This is a genomic window from Nocardia sp. NPDC020380, from assembly GCF_044386975.1.
Classification (GTDB): domain Bacteria; phylum Actinomycetota; class Actinomycetes; order Mycobacteriales; family Mycobacteriaceae; genus Nocardia.
On record NZ_JBIRVQ010000006.1, the window covers coordinates 299,093 to 319,267 of the forward strand.

General features: G+C 62.4%; 20 protein-coding genes. 15 read left to right on the top strand and 5 right to left on the bottom strand.

Features of this window, described 5'->3' with window-relative positions; genetic code table 11:
* The first annotated feature begins 196 nt into the window (after positions 1-196).
* The 5 genes from ACH438_RS18085 to ACH438_RS18105 all read left to right on the top strand — a co-directional run bounded on the left by ACH438_RS18085 (position 197) and on the right by ACH438_RS18105 (position 5,985).
* Complete coding sequence (locus ACH438_RS18085) at positions 197-982, top strand: hypothetical protein (RefSeq protein ID WP_397006502.1); 786 nt, start codon at positions 197-199, stop codon at positions 980-982.
* A gap of 558 nt (positions 983-1,540) precedes the next feature.
* Positions 1,541-2,446: a DUF5753 domain-containing protein gene (locus tag ACH438_RS18090; RefSeq protein ID WP_397006504.1), complete on the top strand. Its 906-nt coding sequence runs from the start codon at positions 1,541-1,543 to the stop codon at positions 2,444-2,446.
* A gap of 5 nt (positions 2,447-2,451) precedes the next feature.
* A complete protein-coding gene (locus ACH438_RS18095; protein ID WP_397006506.1) occupies positions 2,452-2,823 on the top strand; it encodes a DUF397 domain-containing protein in 372 nt (123 codons plus the stop codon).
* Between the two features lie 252 nt (positions 2,824-3,075).
* Complete coding sequence (locus tag ACH438_RS18100; RefSeq protein WP_397006508.1) at positions 3,076-5,136, top strand: WD40 repeat domain-containing serine/threonine protein kinase; 2,061 nt, start codon at positions 3,076-3,078, stop codon at positions 5,134-5,136.
* 63 nt (positions 5,137-5,199) lie between these two features.
* Positions 5,200-5,985, top strand: coding sequence for an MMPL family transporter (locus ACH438_RS18105; protein WP_397006510.1), 786 nt, complete (start codon positions 5,200-5,202; stop codon positions 5,983-5,985).
* A gap of 28 nt (positions 5,986-6,013) precedes the next feature.
* Here ACH438_RS18105 and ACH438_RS18110 read toward each other — a convergent pair whose 3' ends face one another.
* Both ACH438_RS18110 and ACH438_RS18115 read right to left on the bottom strand, forming a co-directional pair.
* Positions 6,014-6,808 carry an ESX secretion-associated protein EspG gene (locus ACH438_RS18110; protein WP_397006512.1) on the bottom strand — a complete coding sequence of 265 codons (795 nt, stop codon included), beginning with the start codon at positions 6,806-6,808 and terminating at the stop codon, positions 6,014-6,016.
* On the bottom strand, positions 6,805-8,694 hold the full coding sequence (locus tag ACH438_RS18115; RefSeq protein WP_397006514.1) for a hypothetical protein: 1,890 nt from the start codon (positions 8,692-8,694) through the stop codon (positions 6,805-6,807). Before ACH438_RS18115 ends, ACH438_RS18110 begins: the two co-directional genes overlap by 4 nt.
* 193 nt (positions 8,695-8,887) lie before the next feature.
* On the opposite strand from ACH438_RS18115, the gene ACH438_RS18120 reads away from it, so the two are divergent.
* The 10 genes from ACH438_RS18120 to eccB all read left to right on the top strand — a co-directional run bounded on the left by ACH438_RS18120 (position 8,888) and on the right by eccB (position 16,010).
* Positions 8,888-9,253 (top strand): hypothetical protein, encoded by a 366-nt coding sequence (locus tag ACH438_RS18120; protein ID WP_397006516.1) that lies wholly within the window; start codon positions 8,888-8,890, stop codon positions 9,251-9,253.
* Positions 9,254-9,276: 23 nt separating this feature from the next.
* Positions 9,277-9,564 carry a YbaB/EbfC family nucleoid-associated protein gene (locus ACH438_RS18125; protein ID WP_397006518.1) on the top strand — a complete coding sequence of 96 codons (288 nt, stop codon included), beginning with the start codon at positions 9,277-9,279 and terminating at the stop codon, positions 9,562-9,564.
* 108 nt (positions 9,565-9,672) lie between these two features.
* Positions 9,673-9,987 carry a hypothetical protein gene (locus ACH438_RS18130; RefSeq protein ID WP_397006520.1) on the top strand — a complete coding sequence of 105 codons (315 nt, stop codon included), beginning with the start codon at positions 9,673-9,675 and terminating at the stop codon, positions 9,985-9,987.
* Positions 9,984-11,336, top strand: a complete 1,353-nt coding sequence (locus tag ACH438_RS18135; RefSeq protein WP_397006522.1) for a hypothetical protein — start codon at positions 9,984-9,986, stop codon at positions 11,334-11,336. The genes ACH438_RS18130 and ACH438_RS18135 overlap by 4 nt, the downstream gene beginning before the upstream one ends.
* Positions 11,337-11,387: 51 nt before the next feature.
* The gene (locus ACH438_RS18140; protein ID WP_397006524.1) at positions 11,388-11,702 is read left to right on the top strand and encodes a PE domain-containing protein; all 315 of its coding nucleotides are present in this window, start codon (positions 11,388-11,390) and stop codon (positions 11,700-11,702) included.
* A 16-nt stretch (positions 11,703-11,718) separates the two neighbouring features.
* The gene (locus ACH438_RS18145; protein WP_397006526.1) at positions 11,719-12,756 is read left to right on the top strand and encodes a PPE domain-containing protein; all 1,038 of its coding nucleotides are present in this window, start codon (positions 11,719-11,721) and stop codon (positions 12,754-12,756) included.
* Positions 12,753-13,541, top strand: coding sequence for an ESX secretion-associated protein EspG (locus ACH438_RS18150; RefSeq protein ID WP_397006528.1), 789 nt, complete (start codon positions 12,753-12,755; stop codon positions 13,539-13,541). Before ACH438_RS18145 ends, ACH438_RS18150 begins: the two co-directional genes overlap by 4 nt.
* Before the next feature lie 90 nt (positions 13,542-13,631).
* Entirely contained in the window at positions 13,632-13,934 is a 303-nt protein-coding gene (locus tag ACH438_RS18155) for a WXG100 family type VII secretion target (RefSeq protein ID WP_397006530.1), read from the top strand.
* Positions 13,935-13,982: 48 nt separating this feature from the next.
* A complete protein-coding gene (locus ACH438_RS18160; protein ID WP_397006532.1) occupies positions 13,983-14,318 on the top strand; it encodes a hypothetical protein in 336 nt (111 codons plus the stop codon).
* 129 nt (positions 14,319-14,447) lie between these two features.
* Positions 14,448-16,010 (top strand): type VII secretion protein EccB, encoded by a 1,563-nt coding sequence (gene eccB, locus ACH438_RS18165; RefSeq protein WP_397006534.1) that lies wholly within the window; start codon positions 14,448-14,450, stop codon positions 16,008-16,010.
* Here the strand turns inward: eccB and ACH438_RS18170 are convergent.
* From ACH438_RS18170 to ACH438_RS18180, 3 genes are read right to left on the bottom strand one after another with little or no spacing between them, the layout of a single operon-like run.
* Positions 16,007-17,515: a serine/threonine-protein kinase gene (locus tag ACH438_RS18170; protein WP_397006536.1), complete on the bottom strand. Its 1,509-nt coding sequence runs from the start codon at positions 17,513-17,515 to the stop codon at positions 16,007-16,009. The two genes, eccB and ACH438_RS18170, sit on opposite strands and share 4 nt — an antisense overlap.
* A 9-nt stretch (positions 17,516-17,524) precedes the next feature.
* Positions 17,525-18,826 (bottom strand): hypothetical protein, encoded by a 1,302-nt coding sequence (locus ACH438_RS18175; protein ID WP_397006538.1) that lies wholly within the window; start codon positions 18,824-18,826, stop codon positions 17,525-17,527.
* Positions 18,827-18,836: 10 nt separating this feature from the next.
* Entirely contained in the window at positions 18,837-20,072 is a 1,236-nt protein-coding gene (locus ACH438_RS18180) for a hypothetical protein (RefSeq protein WP_397006540.1), read from the bottom strand.
* Between the last annotated feature and the right edge of the window lie 103 nt (positions 20,073-20,175).

Below are 20,175 nucleotides of genomic sequence, written 5' to 3' on the forward strand. Positions count from 1 at the left end.
CCGAACTCATCGAGCTTCCGGCCCGCCCGAATCTAGCCGACTTTCGCACCCCCTGTGCTCCACGCCTTCTCGGGTGGACACTCTTACGAGTTCGACTCGCGGCCGGTCGGACGCCGGGCGGCGTCCGCGAGTAGTCAAGACCTGGCGATCTAGGTCGTCTCACCGCGTAGCAACTCGAGAGGTAGGAGGTTTACCGATGGCTGAAGACGCGATGCCTCCGCGTTATCACTCTTGGACGCGTCAACCGGTGATGTATCTGCAGGTCACCCTCGATGACGACCTTGTTGGTTACCTGTGGGGCTCGCGGGACGGAAACGCAGCTGGGTTCTTCCCGCATCTGGCAGTAGAGATCAATCGGGTGAAGTCGTCGATCTATTGGCACGACAGGCTCGAGGAGACGTATCGGATGGGGCTTTCCCCGGCGGAAGCGGTCGCGTATTGGGCGGGGAAACCCGGTGATTCTCGCTTCGGGGGGATTGCGAGCGATGCCGAGCAGGGGGAGGCGCGGACGATCCAGGAGTTGGCGTCGCGGCTGAACCCCGGCCAGCCGCTCGGCGAAGGTCCTTGGGTGCAGGACGGCACGTTCCCGAGTGGGACTCCCGATGATCGCTCCTGCGGATTCAGTGCGATTGCGCCGAGGCCGACGACCACTTATTCCGAGGAGACTGCGGCGGCAGTTGTCTTTTCGACGATTACGCTGAGCGGTACCGTCGTCGGGTACGTATGGGCATCCACCGGGACCGACAATGCTGCTGGCTATATTCCTCGAATTGCCGCTGGCGCAACCGGATTGGTGGCCGGAGGTTTGTGGCGGTCACGGTTTATCGATGCGCACATGGCAGGCAGGCCTGCGCTCGAAGCGCTGCGGAGCCTTCGATCGCTTCCCGCCAACGCCCCCGGCACATTCGGCTTGATCAGTGAGGGGCCGGAACGACAGGCGAGCAACCTTGCCGAGCTCCGACAGTTAGCCGCTCGGGACTGATCTGGCTCCGGCGGGGTCCGTGGAGCGACGGTGAATCCTCCTGGCGGAGCCGGGCTTGGATTTCCGCGACTGTCCGGCCTGTGGCATGACTTGGTTGTGGGTGCGTGAGCGCGATCGACCAGGTGAGCAGGATGCCCAACATAGTGCCGAGGGCGAGGAAGGCAAGATCAGTGGTCATGATCGGACTCCTCGGTATGGGGCGCCAGCAAAAGGGATTTCGGCTTGTCGGTCAGGCATGCCAGGGCTTGATCGCCTACTCGCAGTAGGTTCCGGAGGGCTGTGGCGCTGACGAAGAGCTCCAAAACCCTCGGTCTCTCCGAAGACGAGGGTGACGGCTCCGTCTTCTGCGTGGATGACGGGCCGGATGAGGCATTCGTCGCCGACACAGGCCCAGGTGCCGACCTTCAACTGCTCGAACATGGACGTCCCCCTTGCGATTTGGGCTGTCGTGCGTCGCATTTGAGTGAGATGTGACCTACGACACGTAGACTACGTCACTTAAGTTAAGTGTTCAATATGCTTGTTCGGTGGCGGTGAACTGTGTTGTACGGTGAATCGATGCCCAGGGCAACGACTTTCGTCGAGGGAGAGTCCGCGATGGCACGTACATCTCCAACCGTTGCTGGTTGGGAGCTCATGCTCCGAATCCGCGAGCAGAGCAAGGCTGTCGGCGTGAAGGCGACGGCCATTCAGAAGGCGCTCGACATCAGTGCGGCCTACTGGTCGCAGGTCGCCAACTACCGTGGTGTGTTCACCGACGACAAGCTTCGGATCCTGATGGATCTGCTCGAGTTCGAGCCGGATGAGCAGGCCGAACTGCTCGAACTCAGAGCTGTCGCGCGTCAACGAGGCTGGTGGACCGAATATTCGGCGCTGTTCGACACCGACCAGACACGCTTCTACGGTCTCGAGGACGGTGCGCAACGCATCAGAAGTGTCGAAGGAGGCGTAATTCCTGGGCTTTTGCAGACCGAGGATTACATCCGCGGCTTGATGTCATCGGTTGTCTATACCGCCAGGCCAACGGAGGTTCACCAGCGCGTCCGAGCCCGATTGCGCCGTCAGGCGAGGCTCAGTGGAGCTCACGCTCTGCAGCTGTCGGTCATCATCGGTCAGGCCGCGCTGATGCAGGAGGTTGGCGGTCCCGCGGTGCAGCAGAACCAACTTCGGCATCTGATTGAGTTGGCGGGCAAGCACGCGGACAACCTCGAGATACGTGTAGTGCCCTTCAATGCCCGAGGTTCGATTGCTGGTCTCAACGCTGCGACGTATCACCTGCTCGACTTCGACAGTGCCAGACTGCCGCCACTCGGCTGGATCGAGACCGCGATCTACGGCGAGGTCATCGACGACCCGAAGAAGGTCGAAGCGCTCGATTACCTGTTCAGCCAACTTCAGACCATCGCCCTCGGCCCCGAGGACTCCTTGAGCCTGATCGACGACATCGCAAGTCGGATAGGCTAATTCCCATGGTCACGGGCTGGTTCAAATCTAGTTTCAGCGGCGCGGAGAAGACTTGCGTCGAAGTCGCGTATCGGGGCGATGTGATACAGGTGCGTGACAGCAAGTACCTCGGCTCCGCCGTCGACCAGCCCATCATTTCAGTTCCGTTCGTGCTCTGGCCGATGGTTCTCGACCTCGTTCTGTCAAGTTCCAAAGGAGATGTCAGCGGTGAGCTGACGATCAGCCTGAACGCCGACGGTGGCGCAACGATCCGCGATCGCCAAGGAGTTGAGCTCCTGTTCACTGTCGAGGAGTGGCAAGCCTTCGCGAAAGGCATTGCGGCAGGCGAGTTCAGTGGTGATGGTGGACGATCACTATCGCTCGAGACTGCACTTTGAGACGCCGAGAATGCTCTATCACCACGCGATCTGTAAGGCGCCCTGAGCATCTGCCTCGCTGAAGTCGAGCTCACCGACATCCAGATCGCCAGTCTCGCCTCGTGCAACCATTCGCACAACGTGCAGCTGCGTCTTGGGCAGGTGGAAGCATGCGAGGTGCCCAATTGGCGTGGGTATCAGCTGACCCACAGCCCATTGGAGCGCCTCATCTATGCTGGTCCGGCATTGCAGTAATGAAGAGTTCGGGGGATTGTGGTTCAGCTGGGCGTAGGCCAGGTCTTTGCCGAGTACACGATCGAGGGCGTGCTCGGCCGGGGCGGAATGGGAAGTGTTTACCTTGCTCGGCATCCGAGGCTGCCCAGGCAGGTAGCGCTCAAACTGCTTGCGCCCGAGGTCTCCGGGGATGTGGAGTTGCGTCGGCGCTTCGAGCAGGAGGCCAATGCGATTGCCCGCCTGGACCATCCGAATATCGTGGGCATTCACGACCGTGGGGTGTATGACGGACGTCTGTGGATCGCAATGCAGTACATCGAGGGCACCGATGCCTCTCGACTGAACCCGCTGAGTCTGTCCGTGGCCCGTGCTGTTCGCATCATCAACGAGACTGCGGCGGCTTTGGACTATGCGCACAGTCGCGGAGTCCTGCATCGCGACGTCAAGCCCGCGAATATCCTGCTTGCAGCGCCGGCCGCTGCCCGCGAGGAGCGCGCGATTCTCACCGATTTCGGCATCGCCCGAGTTCTCGACGCCAACACGCAGCTCACGTCCACGGGAGCCTTCGCAGCAACCCTGGGATTCGCCTCGCCCGAACAATTGTCGGGCAGGCGCGTGGATCATCTTTCTGATCAGTACTCGCTCGGCTGCACACTTTTCGCCCTTCTGTCGGGTGAATCGCCCTTTGCGGCAACCAACCCAGGACAAGTTGTCGCCGGCCATCTGGCTCAGGCAACCCCAGCGCTCAGCAGCGAACGAATCGATGTGCCGCCCGCGCTCGATGCGGTGCTTGCGCGTGCAACTGCCAAGGCTGCTGCCGACCGATTCATGAGCTGTACAGAATTCGCGGCAGCGGCAGCGGCAGCGGTCGACCAGCCATCGATGTTGTCTCGTCGAACGGCGCCAACCGTGATTTCATCCGGGCCGAATCCTGCGGGCAACATGGTTGTCGGTAGTGGCTGGCCCACGCCGCAGATATCGACAGCGCAAGTGGTGCAAGGTCTTGTGCCCGTGAACGAGTCATCCGAGCGTGTCGCCGGGCAGCATGGCATCAGCAGGCGGAAACTTCTCATCGCTGGATCGGCGGCAGTGTCGACTGCGGTGGGCATCGGACTAGCGCTGTCCCTGACGCAGGGTAACGACTCGGTGAGATCGAGCGCGGCACCTACAGCGTCGAGCGGTAACGGAAACAAGACCTTGAACGCTGGCGACGAGGTCAAGAAGCTGGCCTTCAGCCAGGATGGTGCGCTACTTGCAGCGACCATCGGTGTCGGCGGAATTCAAGTGTGGGACAGACCTACTCTCGCGCCTATGAGTCGAATGAGCGGGCACGATGACGTGACCGGACTCGTCTTCGGACCCGAAGGGAAGTCGTTGGTGACGTGCTGCTGGAATCCGACCGTCCAATACTGGGATCCGCGGACTGGCCAGCCACTGGGTGATGCGTTTCGAGCAGGTACTCAGGCTCTTACAGCCGTGGCGGTTAGTCCGGACAACGCATCGTTGGTAACGGCCGGCGACGGGGGAATCGGATTCTGGGACCTGCAAAGTCGACAACCGCTGGGTGATGCGATCGACATGGGTGATGATCGTGTCTGGGGTATCGCTTTCACACCCGACAGTTCAACGGTCGCGATCTCCGGGCAACTCCGTGTACCTGGAGTTCTTCTGTACGACATGCACTCCCACGCGCAGACTGGGGAGCTGGCTGGGCCCGACAAGATGTATTACTTCTCTGTAGCCATCAGTCCGGACGGCCGAACGCTGGCTGCAGGCGACGGTCACGGAGTGATCAGAGTATGGGATACCTCGACGCAGCAGCTGCTCGGTGAGCTGAACTGCGAAGCGAAGGTGGATATTTCCACGTTGGCTTTCAGCCTCGATGGCCGCACGTTAGCGGCAGGCAGTGGCGGACTGGTTACGCGCGGTGATACCCGGATCTGGCTGTGGGATGTGGTAAGCCGTAACAAAATTCGGGACCCGCTGACGGGGCACGGCGATAAGGTGCGAGCTGTCGTCTTCGCTCCTGATGGTTCGACTCTCGTTTCCGGCAGCGCGGACAGCACTATTCGGTTCTGGGACTTGAATCACATGAAATGATCTCCGGTTATGGTGACGAATCGTCCTGGGCGATAGCAGATGTAGGCGTGATACGGTCGGTGAATGTCTACGCCGGGGGCCGAGCAGAACAACAGCGCGATGTTGTCGGGTGCGACTCAATCAGGATGGACGGGCGGTCACCCGCAGCCGAACCACCCGGCCCATTCCAACTGGTCCCCGCAGCACACCCAGGCCCTGCAAAATCCCGTCGGGGGCTTTCACCAGCCGCTACCGAGCGGGTCGGGTCGGCGGGTTGGGCGGCTGATCGGAGCGATCCTTGGTGGTCTGGTCGGGGCAGGGTTGATCGTGGGTGGGGGTATCAGCTTGTCGCGCAGCGCGCCGGCGATTTTCACGAACGATGAGATACGAAATCAACTGGCGGAGCGCCAGCTCAGCAGTGCTGTGTTCCCAGATCTTGTGTTGACTGTTCAGTCAAGCAGCGAAACCGTCGACTCACCGGCAGGCGCTGCTGCCGTGGCTCCGATCCTTGCCCAAATACGTGCGATGCCGAAGGTGACGTTGGTCGAATCCGATGGCAAGCTCATGGTCAGTGCGGACAAGCACACGCGCATGATTCTGGTGACGGTAGGGGGCGACGGTACGGACCATGCGTCGGCGAGGGCAACAGTCGCTGCCGCGGTGAACAACATGCCTGTGCCGAGTGGAATGACAGTTCAGGTGCTCGGACCCGCAACCAAGCCATCTTGGTACGGGCCGGTTGGTTGGGGAGCACTCGGTGGAGGCGTGGTGCTGGTTTTCGCAGCAGGCGCAATGGCTTTCGGGGGTTCGCGCCGCGTTCAGCAGGCACCGATCGGTAATGTGAACCCGACGCAAACAGTCTCGTACTGAGGCACTCGCCTCTACCGCGGGTCCTGTATCAGCGATGCAGGGTCCCGCGCTCGTCTTTGATTGCCTGAACGACGGCCGCCACATATATGTTGATGGCGGTGGTGAACCGACTCGAATCGGCCCCTGTTGCTGTGTACGGCTGCTGGTCGCGGATGATGTATCTGCCGTCGTCCTCGAGGTCCCGCCACTGCAATCGGTGTGCGATGATTCCGCGCGGGCCAAAAGTGGAGTGGCCCTGGATTACTTCCACGGTGCCCATACATGCAGGTTTCTCCGCAAGGAATTTCTTCGAGCGGTGACTCATCGAATCTTCGAAGGTATCCGCAATCACGGTTCGCTCGAACGCATGATCCAGGGCGCCGTCTCGGGTGCTGCCCAGTTGCATATCGGCCTGATGGCCGGCCTCGACTTCAGGTAGCGCGCCGACCACCCCATCGGCGAGTCGAAGTGGATCGCACTCTCGCACTTCGAATCCGCTGCTGTGCACGTATGTCTCGCCAGGAACCTGCCTGATCAAATACCCCAGGTCGCCGCGCCTGAATGCGATCATCCGGATGCGTCCCTGAGCTCGGCGGGGATCACGGCCATCGAAACCAGTCACGACGATACGAAGGTCGGGCTGGCCGACAACTCTGGCCAGCGAATCGAAAGTCCAATTCCAGTTGGACCTCAAATGCTCTGCTACCTCATGCTTCTCGCGCAGGTAGTCGTAGAGCAACGGTGTCCGACTCGTGAAGATGAATGGTCGGGGCAGCCCCTCGCCCGTGATCAGCTCCCACAGGACGAGGAACTCGAGGTCTCCGAAGTTCCGCTTCGAGCTCATTTCTCAGCCACCGGTGTCACAGCTTCCGGAGCACTCTGGAACACTTCGTCAAGATGAGTGCCGGCCTTCAGATACTCGGGCCGCTTGTGTTCCTTTCCGCTTCCCTGCTGTCCGCCCGCGGCGCCCATGGGAGATCCGCCCATAGGCGTGCTCGAAGTGCCGGAAGAGGTGCTGGTGGAGGCCAGGCCGGCGCGGCTTTCGATCGCGGTATCGCTGGTTCCCTGTGTGCTGTCCGGCGCGCTGGCGCGGGGGAACAGGCGAGTTTGCGGATTGTCGCGCACCGGCGTTATCGGTGTTCCGCTAGGTGTTCCGCCGGTCGGTAGTGTCGGCTGACCGCCGGGAGAATTCGGTATCTGCGATTGCAAATTCTGCAGGATGTCTTGCACTTGCTTCGTTTGGGTGTCGTCTGGCGTTGTTTGCTTCGTCTGCTGAACAGATTGCTCAATCGACTGTATGCCTTGCGTCAGCAACTGAGCCCCCTGCTGCGCCAAGGTCTGAACAACTGAAGCACCTTGCTGGGCCAGGCTTTGCGCCAAAGATGTCAGCTGTGAAGTCGGGTCGTTGGTAGTGGTCTTTGTCGGATCGGTCTTTGTCGGATCATCCTTGGTGGGATCATCCTTTGTCGGATTGTCCTTCGACGGGTCTTGATTAGACGGGTCTTGCGGGCTGTCGGGGATACCTGCAGTCATTTTCGGAGATCCGGGCGAGCTTGGCGAGGGGCCATCCTGAGACGGCACATCGCTAGGTGATTTCTTGCTAGGATCATCCGGTTGTTTCGGTGTCAGATCAAAATTGGCAAAGGGGAAGGGGTCGAAATTGACAAGAGACCCGTTGTAGTCTTCAATTCCATTGACATACAGTTGATCGAATGCGGTTCTGTAGTACCGAAGCATTTCTTCGAGGCATTCATCTTCGGTATTGCCCATCGCAAATCTGTCGCCGTCCTGGGAGTAGTAACCGGAACCGGGGACCGACTTTCCATCCTTGGTCGTATATCCTTGACCTGCCAGGATTGCCGGATGATCGGCGCTGGTCGGCATCGCATTTTCGGTTGCAGTCAGGTAGCCTGCAACGGTATAGAGTTTGTCGCCGACAGCACCCAGCTTCGTGGCAAATTTCCTGGCCTCGGTTACATAGTCTGAAGCCGCCTTCGCGGCGCTTCCGGCTGATACACCGGTCCAGCCGTTATTGAACAGGGAATTGTCGCAGACGTCTCTTTGGAAGTTGTCCAGCGACTGATTCATCTGATCCTGCATCCAATGCCAGTCCGTGCCGAGATCCTTGACATTGAGATCGATATTTTGCTTCAGATTCCAGAAATCTCCCCAGTGGAGGCTCATGGAGTTCTCTGGAGATACCGAACGATCATCGGTGGGCGCCTTGTAGCTGGTGCTGGCTGCCTGGTGATCGCCAGGTTCGAATCGGCGAATGGTGTCGTAGTCGAAGTTGGGCTTCTTTATTTTGTCGCCGATTTGCTGATCATTCAGTCTGGGTGCTAATCCATCAGTGCTCGCCTCGGTGGCGACCTTGATCTTCTGAAAAGCCGTAGTAGAATCGTCTTCCGCGTTTGCAAATGATTTTGCAGCCTCTTTGAAGAGATTCTCGAAATTCGTAAGTGTTTGGACGTTCTGATTGAGAATCGAATGAGCTTGGTTCAGGAGCTGGCGAAACCCGTCAGCCCATTTACGTCCGGACGCGAAGGGTTCGTGAGGTCCTGAGAAGTCTTTTGTGTTGCCAGCGGTTTGGTCCATCTGCTTGCCGACGGCCAGCAGCTTTCCGATCAAGTCATTGCACGCGTTCATGGCGTTCGCGGCGGCCTTTGGATCGAATTTGAGCTGTTCGCCCGAAGCCAGGCCGTACAGATCGCTCATCGTCGGATCGGCCACTGGTCACCCTCCCCGTTTTCGATGGCCGGGTGCTGAATCGTGTTGTCGATCCCCCGGTCTGGACACCGTCGGACGCTATCACGAGGAGAGGAGACGTACCTCGTGCGCATGGACGATGCAAGCCATTCTAAGTAGCGGGTGGTTGTCCACGTGTGATACTGCTACGTGTGGTCGTAATGGGAGGGAGTCGTTCATGACTGACACAGGGGCGGTGAATCCGGGTGGTGCTGAGGACGAATGGGCCTCGGTTGCTGAGGCGAACTTCACCGGGTCTATTCGGGTGCGGACGACCGCACAGGGGCTTCCGCTTGCTGTGAAGGTTGAAGCGGCTGAGTTGCATCGGGATCCGGCGCAGTTGGCTGGGGAGTTGCTGCGGCTTTGTCAGAAGGCTGCTAATCGGGCTGGGCTGGCGTTGCGGAAGCAGTTGGAGGAGGCGGGGCTTGATGCTGCCGGCCTTGCTCGGACTGGCCTCCCTACGGAAGCTGATGTTGCTCGGCAGGAGATTGTCGCCGAGCAGGACTACGATACTGAGCCGCAGAGTTGGCTCAGGACGGTTTGAGAGGGGGAGCTGTGGTCTCGTCCATGGATGAGCTGCAGGAGCGGGTTCGGCGGCAGCTGTACCGGTTTCAGGATCTGGCCGATCAGATGGCTGCCGTCAGGGGGCGGGAGACTTCCGAGGACGGGGCCGTGACGGCGGAGGTCGACGGGAACGGGGCGCTGAAGGACTTGCAGTTCAGCAGTGCTGTTTCGCGGATGACGCCGGCGGAGTTCGAGCGGGTCGTGGTGACGACCGCGGCGCAGGCGGCACGGCGGGCGTTCGAGCGGCGAGCCGAGGTTGTGAATCGGTTCAATGAGGAGATAGCCGGTTAGGCCGGATTGTTTACAGAACTTTGCGCCAGAGTTTGCACCTAACCAGCTGGCACAAGGTATTTCGGGCTTGTAGTCTGTGCAAGATCATAGGTAGTGGGAGGGACACTCATGGCTGATCATGTGGCGGCGGAATTCGCGCCCATCTTGGCGTACGGAACCCAGAAGGCGGGCATTGCCGCACAGGTCGCGGGGACGGCCGCGGTGGATGTGGGTACCGCGCTCGCGCAGGCTGTTCCGGTGTTCGGGCTGATCGGGCAGGAATTCCTGGCGGCATTCGCGGTCGCTCAGGGCAACTTCCTGATGTCCTCGACGGAAATCGCGGCGGTGCACGCGGATACCGCGACCACCGCGTACGCGGCCGTCGGCGCCTACGGCAGCAATGAAGTCACCTCTGCCGCAAGCTTCCTCTCGACGGTGCTGTGACGACTCCGTCGACTCCGACCGTTCTGGACGAACTTCGCAAGAGCGCGGTCGGCCCGTACCTCGATACGCCGGTTCCGGATGTATTGAGGAACTTGGGGTTGCCGCAATTGCCGCAGCTGCCGAACATGACGATGCCGGACCTGTCGGGGATACAGCTACCCGCGCTGCCGAGCATCGATCCGACGGCGCTGATCCAGCCGGTCGTCTCACTGCTGCAGTCGTTCGGCACCGGGAGCCTGGGCAACAGCAGTTTCAATCCGGCGAGCATTCTGACCTCGCTGGTCAGCGCGCTGACTTCCGCTGTGTCGCAAAGCCAGGCAGCCACCAGCACGGTCATGAACACCTGGACCGGCGACGCCGCGCACCACGCGGAGGACAAGAGCAAGACGGTCGAGGGCGACAGCCTCAAGGTGGCCGCGCAAGGTGCGCAGCAGCACGGAATCCTGCTCAGCGCCGAGGCCATCGTCGCCGAGGGTTACGCCGAAATCAGCGCTGTCATCGCGAAATTCGTCGCAGCGGTGTCCGCGGGTATCGCCATGCTGGCGACGCCCGCCGGCATCCCGTGGCTGATCGCCACCGCGACCGATGCCATCAGCGAAGGCACGGCCATCGCCGCCAAGACCAGCGTGCAGCTGGCCGGCAGCACCGCCGAGATCACCGCGGCCGGAACGAAGATCCTGATCGCGGGCGCGCCCATCGCCTCCAATATCGCGGACCTCGCGAACATGGTGGGCACCGCGCTGCAGCCCATCGCCAGTGTGGCGCCCACGGTGGCGACCAACCTGGTCGAGAAGGGTGCATCGGTGGTGTCCGGTGGGACGGACGCGGCCAGCCAGATCGGCCAGAACCTGGTCAGCACCCTGACCGGTGGCAACAACAACCCCACCACGAATACGAACACCAAGACCACCACACCGACGACCACGGTCAGTCCCACCACCAAGACCGACGACAAGACGACCGGAATTCCGGACACCACCAAGACCGATGGCGGCGGCACTCCGCCCGGCACCATCCTCGGCGGCGTCCCCACCACCCCCACGACTCCGGCCACCACCCTGGCCAGCGGTCGCGTCCCGACCGGAGAGATCAGTCCCTCCGGGGCGGGCACGCCCAAGACCGCCGTCGAGCCGGTCGGCCGCACCACCACCTCGCCGAACATGTCGCCGACCGGCGGCGCCGCGGGCCGGGCCGGGGCCGCCGACGAGGAATCCACCTCGGATCGCTCCAACCTGGTCACCGCCGCGCACGGTGACGAGGTCGTCGGCGTGATCGAGGGCGTCGTCCTCCCGGTCGTCGGGGCCATCGAAGCCATCGAAGAACCGCCGGACAAGGCGCTCACACTCTGACATCGCTCGGACTATGAAACTGCACAGCCAGGGGTAAACAGGAGGAATGGCATGAGCACCAACGCATTCGACGGTCTGCGTTTCGACGCGTCGACCGCCCGCGATGCCGCGAGCCAGCTGGACGCGCTCGCGGACCGGCTCGAGAGCGGCCTGCAGGTCGAACAGGTCAAGCTGGATCTGACGCCGGCCGGCGCCGACGAGGTGTCGGTGCGCGCCGCGCAGACCCTCACCGCGGTGGCCGCCTCGTTCGTCTCCTCCGGCGGCGACGGCGTCATCGAACTGCGCACTCTCGCAGCGACCCTGCGCAACCAGTTCGACACTCTCGGGCAGGTCGAGGACCAGAGCGTCCTCGGCTTCGCGGTCTGAGCGGATACCCTCCCCGATGCTGGAACCGACGAAACCCGGCTTCACCGACACGGTTTGGGAATCCAAACCGGCCGAACAGCTGGCGCGCGACCTGGTGTCGGGCGCCGGTGCGGTACCCGCCGCCGAGGCGGGCACCGCATGGGCGCGATTGAGCGCGGGTTTCGCGGCTGCGGCCATCGAATACGAGCGGATTCTCTCGGTGCTGGACAGCGCCTGGGAATCCCAGCACAGCGGTCCCTTCATCGAACGCATCAAGGCACTGCGGGACTGGATGGGCGAGTCCGCCGCCGCGGCCGCCGGCAATGCCGCACAGGCCGAATCCCACGCTGCCGCATATGAACTCGCCCGCCTGACCATGCCCGACGTGGACGAGGTGCAGCGGCTGAAGGACCTGCAACAGCTGATGCAGAACGTCGGCCTCGCCTTCGGCATGCCCTTGCTGGGCGGCCTGGCCACCACCGACACCGACGCCGATCAGGCGAAAGCCGCTGCGGCGCGGGTCATGCGGACCTACGAGGCCGCCACCGAGAACCTCGCCAAGCCCTGGGAGCACCAGGCGCCGCCGCAGGTCACCGCCGGAATCGAGCCCGCCGCACCGGCGGCCGCGCCCGCGGCGCCGGTGGAGACGCCGGTCGACATGCCGCTGTCGCTGCCGACGCTCTCCTTCGCGCCGGTGAACCTGCCGCCGATGCCGCTGACCCAGCTGCGCACCACGGCCGTCGAGGCCGACAAGACCACCACGACGCAACGTGTTGTGACGCAGCCGGTTACGGTCCAGCAGAGCGGCGTCACCGCTGCGCCCGCCGCCATGGGCGGCGCGGGCCAGTCCGGCGACGACGAACACATGCCGCGCGCCGGACTGGTGGGCGCGCCCGCCGGCGACGCCGAGCTCGGACTCACCTCCGGCCTGCAGGTCGCGCCCGCCGTCCTCGGCGGCCTCGACCCGAGCGCACAACGCGCCCCTGTCGACATCGCCTTCAACGCAGGCAGCACCGGCAGCGAAAGCGCCGCCGCCACAGTCGCTCCCGGCGTCGCCGAAGAGGCGGCCTCATGACGACCCTCACCAACGACGGCGTGATCGCGCTAGCCGGGCATCTCGGCGTCCAGACGCTCCCGCTGGTCCTGTCCATCGGATCGCGGCAGGAGACCTACCGGGAACTGGCGCAGGCACAGGAACGCGCCCGCGCCGACCTACGCGCCCAGCGCATCGTCGACGCCCATGGCGATGTCGACACCGACATCGCCACAGCGCTTTTCACGCTCGCCCAGCCCGACCGCGAACTGGCCATGCGCATCCAGACCGCCACCGGCACCGTGCGCGTCTGCGTCACCCGCCGCGCCGAGGACCACGCGGTGGCCATCCGCCGCGGCGACAGCCTCGAAATCCACACCCTGTGGTCCGACGGCTCCGGCGACTCCCTGGCCCGCCCCCTGCTCGGCGCACTGGGCCACTGCCCGCCCGCGGAACTCGCCGCCTTCAGCGCCGAATCCGCCGACCTGGCCGAACGCCTCGACGCCGCAACGACTTCCGGCGACTACGCGAACACCGTCTACAACCTGGGCGTCCCCGACACCGAGGCCACCATCTACGGCATGGCCCTCGCGTCCACCCACGCCTACGCCGAAATCGTGGCCTACGCCTACGCGGATGGCCTCACAGACCGATCACCCGGAGCCGTCGCGGTGTACGACACCGCACGGGGCCGCATCGTGGCCGCACCGGGGGTCGCATCGGACCAGCAGCTCTGGTCCACGCTGACACCGGGCAGTGATCACCGTATCGCGCAGTCGATCTCAGCTCTGATCGACTCGCTGCCTGGGGGGAGGTGGCTGGCGTGAGTCGAGCATGACCCATACAGCTGATCAACCCGATCCGGTGATGCACAGCGCATCGCCTCTCTATCCCGAAGAAAAGGCAAGGTACAGACGATGGTTGCAGTAGATAAGGACATCGCCGTAAAGGCGCAGACTCACATGGCTGATGTGGTCGCGTCTGTTAAGGGCATCCTCGGCAAGATCACCGACCGGGTGGACTCGTCCAAGGGCAGCTTCGCGGGTGAGGCGGCGGCCGCCTTCCAGCAGGCCGCACAGGCGTGGGATGACGAAGCTCAGCAGCTGAACAAGGCGCTGGACGAGTTCCAGGACAAGGTCGGTCAGGGCACGAACGTGTTCGAGCACACGGACATCGGCAGCAAGGACCTGTTCACCAAGGCCCTCACCAACCTCGGCTGATTGCTGTAAGCCCTCTCCAACTTTTCAACACTTTTCGAAGGAGTACACATGCTTTACGACAAGGGTGGGATGACCTCGCTTGTGGCCGACCTCCGGCAGTTCCACGCCGATCTGGTCGCTGTCGCCGGTGACGGTTCGTCCGCGAACGACACCTCCAGTGACCTCGGCCAGGCATACCAGAACCTGAAGACCGCGTGGACTGACCCGAACACCGGCCAGGAGAACGGTTCGCTGCAGGCCGCTGCCCAGGCGAAGTCCGCCTGGGACACCGCGTACCACGACAAGGCTCTGCAGACTCTGGACGCTGTCGCCACCGCGGTCGAGAATGCCCTGAACAACGCCCTCTCCGCGGACGCGAAGGTCGGCGGCGCCTTCGAGCACTAGAGATACATTGGTGCTCTATACGACGGCGCACTTCTCCAGAGAGGAGGGGTGCGCTGTCGTGCTGGCACCCAGTAATCTACGTGCCCGTAGTTCCCGGTTCGACGGAGGAATTGGTTAGTGCCAGCCCAATTGACCACCCGTGCCCAGGTCAATGGGTACCGCTTCCTGCTGCGCAGGCTGGACCATGCGTTGGTTCGTCGCGATGTGCGGATGCTGCACGATCCGATGCGGGCGCAGTTCCGATCTTTGATATCCGGTGCGATTATCGCGATGCTCGTCGTCGCGGGCGCGGCAATCATGGCGTTCATTCGCCCACAGGGCTCCATCGGCGACGCGAACATCATCATGGGCAAAGACAGTGGTGCCCTCTATGTTGTTGTGCGGGACAAGAACGACAAAAACAAGATGACGCTGTACCCGACTCTGAATCTCGCGTCGGCGCGGTTGATCTCGGGCACCAGTGAAGATCCGAAGTCGGTCAAGGACAGCAAACTCAACTCCATCCCGCGCGGCCCGATCCGCGGAATCCCAGGTGTACCGGCCGCTTTGCCCGGCTCTGGCCAAGGCGGACGATCCCAGTGGACACTGTGTGACAAGATTCCGCTCTCCGCATCCGGCGGTTCGGCTTCGTCGACGGGGGCGGAGACCACCATCATCGCGGGAAGTCTGCAGCTCAATGAGCACATCAAGCCCGCCGATGCCGGCACGGCTGTGCTCGCGAAGAAGCAGGACCACACGTATCTGCTCTACGACGGCAAGATTGCCGAGGTCAATCCGCAGCATGACGGCATAACGCAAGATGCCGTGGCGCGGGTGCTCGATCTGTCCAACAAGAGGCCGATTTCGGAGAATCTACTGGGCGCCGCGCGGCATGTGGCACCGCTGGTCGCTCCCACCATCCCGCACGCAGGCGAAAACGGCCCGGGACGACTGAACGGTGTGAAGATCGGCGGCATCATCAAGGTTGCGGCACTGGACGGTTCGGGTCGGTCCGATCTGTATGTCGTGTTGCAGAACGGCCGGCAGCTCATTTCCACCTTCACGGCCCAGATCATCAGCTCCGCGAACTCGCAGGGCATGGATGACTTCCAGACCGTCACGCCTGACCAGGTTGCGGGCGTCCCCGTCATACATGCGACCGACGACGGCGGGCTACCGGTCGATGACTTCCCGAGCGTTGCACCGAAGATCATTTCCGCATCCGACAACCCCGTTTCCTGCATCACCTGGGCGAAGAAGAACGGTCTCGGTAAGGATCAGGTGGATGCGACCGAGGGTCCCGCGGACTGGGCGAGCGTGCAGTTGCTCGTCGGTACCCGCTGGCCACTCAGCGATTCGCAGACTCCGGTTCCTTTGGCCACCGCCGACGGACCCGGCGGTGATCGGGTCGACAGCGTGTTCGTCCCGCCCTCCACCGGAGAATTCGTGCGTACCACCGGCATCGAACCTGGAAGCCCGGTGCGCGGCAATCTGTTCTACATCGCCGACAACGGTATTCGGTACGGCATCCCCGATCTCGATACGGCTCAGAAGCTCGGACTGGGTGTCCAACCCCATCTGGCGCCGACGGAGATCGTGAACAGGCTGGTGCCAGGACCCACTCTGTCCCAGCAAGATGCATTGAAGAGCTGGGATACGCTGCCGCCGCGCTGTGACACGCCGTGCGGTCAGGATCCGAAGAGCGGAACCTAGTTGACGCCCTTGCGCAGGATCGGCAGCAGCTTGTCGCGCAAGATCTGCTCGGAGTTGTCCGACCACTGACGTATCGCGGTGACCGCGGCCGGATCGTCGAGGACGATGACCGACGCCTTGGTCGCGGTGACGGATGAGGGCAGGTTCACCAAACCGCCGCCGCCGGCATCGGTGTCGCTCCGAACGGCAAGCAGATAGCCGGAGCTGACACTCTGCAGTGCGTTGAATTGGGTGTCCGCACCCGATGCGATGGGCCGAGGGTTCGGTTCATTTCCATTACGCAGGAAGTTGGGATTGTAGGTAAAGCCCAAGTCCTCGAGGAACTTCGATTGAGGTCCCGGTTTGAGCTGGATATCCATGTTCGCGGAATAGCCGCTGGTTCCCGAGATATCCATGATGACAATGTATTTGCCGCTGAAGGCGGGGTTCTGCGCGCGAGCGTCGGCTGTCGAGTTTCCCGTCGGGGAGGCCGTGGAGCCCTGCTGCGTCGCCCAGATACCCACACCCGCGGCCAAGGCGATAACCGTCGCGGCGACCCCGCCGATGAGCCAGGTGCGTTTGCGTGCACGGGATTTCGTGGGTGCGGCAGATGCCGGCGAGAGCGGCGAAGTGGTCGGAGCCTGCCTGTTGTGCGGCACGGTCTGCATGGACAGGCCGGATACCCCATATTCGAGAGCGGATTTCAGAGCCGTTGTGAACTCGTGGCAAGTATCGAACCGCTCCGCGGGGTTCTTCGCCAGAGCGACGGCGAGTACCTCGTCCACTGCGGTCGGCAGCGTGGAATCGATCGCGGTCGCGCGCGGGGGCGGCTCGTTGAGATGGCCCATCATCACGACCGCCGGTTGCGTTCCCGGATAAGGATTCTGACCGGTAAGCAATCGGAAGAACGAGCACGCGAGGCTGTAGATGTCGGCACGATGATCGAGCCGGTATCCGCTCAACTGCTCGGGCGAAGCGTAGGCGATCGTTGCTACGAAGCCACCGGCCTGGGTGAGCTCGCTGGCGTCCTCGGTGGACTTCGCCACGCCGAAGTCGGTCAGCAGCACCCGTTCCTCGCCGTTATCATCCATGGACAGCAGGAAATTCGCGGGTTTGATGTCCCGATGCAGTAGACCCCTGCGGTGTGCGTGGTCCAGACCCCGTCCGACCTCAGTGACGATATGGAGTGCGCGCCATGGCGTGATCGAGCGTGGATCCCGTTCGGCTGCAGCGGCCGCGTCGATGCCGTTGACGTACTGCATGGCAATCCACAGCTGACCGTTGTCCTCGCCGCGATTGTAGATCGAGACGATGTTCGGATGGTCCAGAGCCGAAGCGAGATTCGCCTCGCGCTCGAATCGCGCTCGATACTCAGCGTCCTGGCTGAACTGCGGGCTGAGCACCTTGAGTGCGTCCCAGCGCGGCAGTTCCGGATGCCTGGCCAGATACACCGTACCCATGCCGCCGGCTCCGAGTTCGCGCTCGATACGATAGCCGCGGATGATGGTGCCCGGTCCGATGTTCATCCCAAATCCTCACATGTACTGACTTTTCGCCAGCAGGGCATATTGGGCTGCGGCCCTCTGCTGCGCGTCGATTAGTTGCGGGCTGGCCACGCGGGCGACATAGCGGTCGTAGTGAAGGGTGCAGAGGTAGGCGGTGTCCGTTTCCGGGATGTCGTACTGAAAACGTAAGACTCCGACGTCATCTGTGGGCACGACAGCGCACGAGACGTCCGGGACATTGGCGGGTGCATCTACTGACTCGGTCGTGGTGCCGTTTATTCCGGACCACAACTGGGCTGCCGCTTTAGCGTCGCGCGCACGGAACAGCAGGCCGCCGTAGCTCGCCGTGGATGTGCGATCGACGCCGCTGTCATCCAGAAGGCGTTTCCAGGTCGTCTGATCATCCACGTAGTGGAGGTAGCCCCTCGACGTGCGGGTTCCTTCGCTTATCGTGTTGGGTATCGGTACGTCCCTTGGGTGCAGCGTCCGGCGCAGCATGTTGTCCGGGTCGTAGTCCAGCCGGAAGATCTCGTGCGGTGACAATGCGGGCGCTTGGTCGAGGAGGGGCAATTGTGCCGCGAAGACCTGCTCTTCGAGGCTGCGCAACCCATCAAGATCAGGTTTCGGTTGTGCCACATAGACATTCACTACGTATTGTCCGTGTGCCAGTGTGGCTGCCATCGACGGAACGCCGGGCCGCCAATGGGCCTTCGCGTTCGGTTGTTTATCGAGATTGACACGGACGTTCTGATCAGCAGCTACCGCGAAGTCGGCGGCCTCCATTTGATCGGCGGCGGATTGTGCTCGCGGCTGATCTGGAAATTGCAGCACGGTTACGTTGAAAGCAGTTGCTCCGGGGTCGGTTTCGGCACCGTCGAACGGGTTGAAGTTGCCGGATCTATCGCGGACGGTCGACTTGGGCAGCTCTCGGGTGCTCGAGGCGGAGGAAAAGCCGAACATCATGCCGTTGCTGTCCAACACTGGTCGAACTGCACCGGCCAGCACCTTGGAAAACTCTGCGTTCCTCGAGTCCAGCCAGCTCGCAAGAACATTGTGGCTGAACTTCGGATCGACATCAGCGCCGATGACTACATTGTCGGCGAGTCGTGTCAGCGCCAGGACCTTGCCGGTGGAACCGTCATGCTGGTAGGTCTCCCGGAGATCGAACGGATCCGTCGGGTAGTTGCCAACGGCGAGTTTTCGCAGATCGGCTTCACCCGCGGACGGGCCACCGGTTGGGCCTCCACATCCGGCAACAGGGGCCACGACCAGGAGAACGGTGAGTGAGCCGAGAACCGTTCTGCGTACTGAGCGGCGAGTATCGAACCTCATCACAAGCCCCCTATTTGTTGTTCGCGAGGATGGCGTATTGCGCGGAGATCCGTTGATACGCGTCCTGTAGTTGTTGAGACCACACCGTTGCGGCGTAGCGGCCGAATGCCACGTAGCAGTGGAAGGGCGCCGCGTGAGGGTCCGGGCCGTGAGACTTTTCGCAACGAGCGATCGGGAGTTCGGCGGGTGGATCGATCGGATGTTGGGTCCGAGTAACGGATACGTTGTCGAGAAAGGCCTGGGCCGAGGCGGAATCCCTGGCTCGAACCAGGAATCCTGCGCCATCACTGACGCGGTCCACACCTGTCTGGTCGAAAACGGTGCGGTAATAGGTCAGGTTCTCCACCATGTGTAACATGCCATGCTGGTTGAGAGTCCCCGGGAACCCTCCGGTGGTCTGGTCGCCCGTCGGTCGTTGCAGGGTCAGCCGGAGCATGCCGTCGGGATCGAGGGGAAGGCCGGTGAGCTTGTCCGGTGGCGTCGTCTGAAAGTCCTTCAAGCGGTCGGCGGTTACATCGATCGCCTTGTCGGCCAACGTCAGTGGCATCGGTTCGGGTGCGAGGCCGAATTCTTGTTCCACCGAGTAGTTCTCGGCCTGGTCGATCATGGTGAATAGTACGAATTTACCAATGGGCGTCCACGACGCGAGCCTCTGTTGTGAGGGTGCCCAAAGAATCTGGGAGGCTGGGTGTTTGGTCGACTGCACCGGGTCGACCTCTGTGCCGCTTTTCAATTTGAGCCCGCTGCGGGCGAGTGCGGTGGCTGCCGAGCCTGCATCGGCGTCGGTATCGAAAACCATCGCAGCGTTAGTGAGCGTATAGCCCAGGTCTGGATCCTGTGCGGGACGTGCACTGGTAGCGAAGCCCGCGATGAACCCCTTGGCGTCATCGGTGAAGTGATCGACATTGACATAGTCGTTGAACGAGTTCGCTTCAGTGAAGACGTTCGTGCCAGCAGTGTTGTAGATGAGCGCTGGGTCGATTTCGGAGCCGAGGGGAAAGATATTGGCGAGCCGCACAGCCTCGAGCTCGCGCCCGGTCGTCATCGGATCCGAGGTGGTCGCGTCCGTCGGTTTGGTCGCGTAGCTACCGGTGTCGAGCTTGCTCAGATCGATCGTTTGGTCCTTCGCCGCATGGGATTCGGACCCGCACCCCGCACTCGCGAGCACCGAAACCGCCAGCACTGCCGCGCCTGCCGCGCGCAGCCGGATGCGGGCCGACCGTAGTCGGCCATAGCTGTAACGCATGACGAACATCCCCCCGCCGATACCGAATTGCCTGCTATGCCTTGCTTCTGGTGTGCAGAGTGTACTGGGCGGTCGATGAAGCAGCCGCACCTGCCGATCGCCT

Excerpts from the sequence above, each read along its gene's own strand:
- ACH438_RS18175 (WP_397006538.1), bottom strand. The coding sequence starts at position 18,826 with ATGAGGTTCGATACTCGCCGCTCAGTACGCAGAACGGTTCTCGGCTCA.
- ACH438_RS18155 (WP_397006530.1), top strand. The coding sequence starts at position 13,632 with ATGGTTGCAGTAGATAAGGACATCGCCGTAAAGGCGCAGACTCACATG.
- ACH438_RS18090 (WP_397006504.1), top strand. The coding sequence starts at position 1,541 with ATGCCCAGGGCAACGACTTTCGTCGAGGGAGAGTCCGCGATGGCACGT.
- ACH438_RS18170 (WP_397006536.1), bottom strand. The coding sequence starts at position 17,515 with ATGAACATCGGACCGGGCACCATCATCCGCGGCTATCGTATCGAGCGC.
- ACH438_RS18095 (WP_397006506.1), top strand. The coding sequence starts at position 2,452 with ATGGTCACGGGCTGGTTCAAATCTAGTTTCAGCGGCGCGGAGAAGACT.
- ACH438_RS18145 (WP_397006526.1), top strand. The coding sequence starts at position 11,719 with ATGCTGGAACCGACGAAACCCGGCTTCACCGACACGGTTTGGGAATCC.
- ACH438_RS18160 (WP_397006532.1), top strand. The coding sequence starts at position 13,983 with ATGCTTTACGACAAGGGTGGGATGACCTCGCTTGTGGCCGACCTCCGG.
- ACH438_RS18085 (WP_397006502.1), top strand. The coding sequence starts at position 197 with ATGGCTGAAGACGCGATGCCTCCGCGTTATCACTCTTGGACGCGTCAA.
- ACH438_RS18105 (WP_397006510.1), top strand. The coding sequence starts at position 5,200 with ATGTCTACGCCGGGGGCCGAGCAGAACAACAGCGCGATGTTGTCGGGT.
- ACH438_RS18150 (WP_397006528.1), top strand. The coding sequence starts at position 12,753 with ATGACGACCCTCACCAACGACGGCGTGATCGCGCTAGCCGGGCATCTC.
- ACH438_RS18125 (WP_397006518.1), top strand. The coding sequence starts at position 9,277 with ATGGATGAGCTGCAGGAGCGGGTTCGGCGGCAGCTGTACCGGTTTCAG.
- ACH438_RS18120 (WP_397006516.1), top strand. The coding sequence starts at position 8,888 with ATGACTGACACAGGGGCGGTGAATCCGGGTGGTGCTGAGGACGAATGG.
- ACH438_RS18130 (WP_397006520.1), top strand. The coding sequence starts at position 9,673 with ATGGCTGATCATGTGGCGGCGGAATTCGCGCCCATCTTGGCGTACGGA.
- ACH438_RS18140 (WP_397006524.1), top strand. The coding sequence starts at position 11,388 with ATGAGCACCAACGCATTCGACGGTCTGCGTTTCGACGCGTCGACCGCC.
- ACH438_RS18110 (WP_397006512.1), bottom strand. The coding sequence starts at position 6,808 with ATGAGCTCGAAGCGGAACTTCGGAGACCTCGAGTTCCTCGTCCTGTGG.
- ACH438_RS18180 (WP_397006540.1), bottom strand. The coding sequence starts at position 20,072 with ATGCGTTACAGCTATGGCCGACTACGGTCGGCCCGCATCCGGCTGCGC.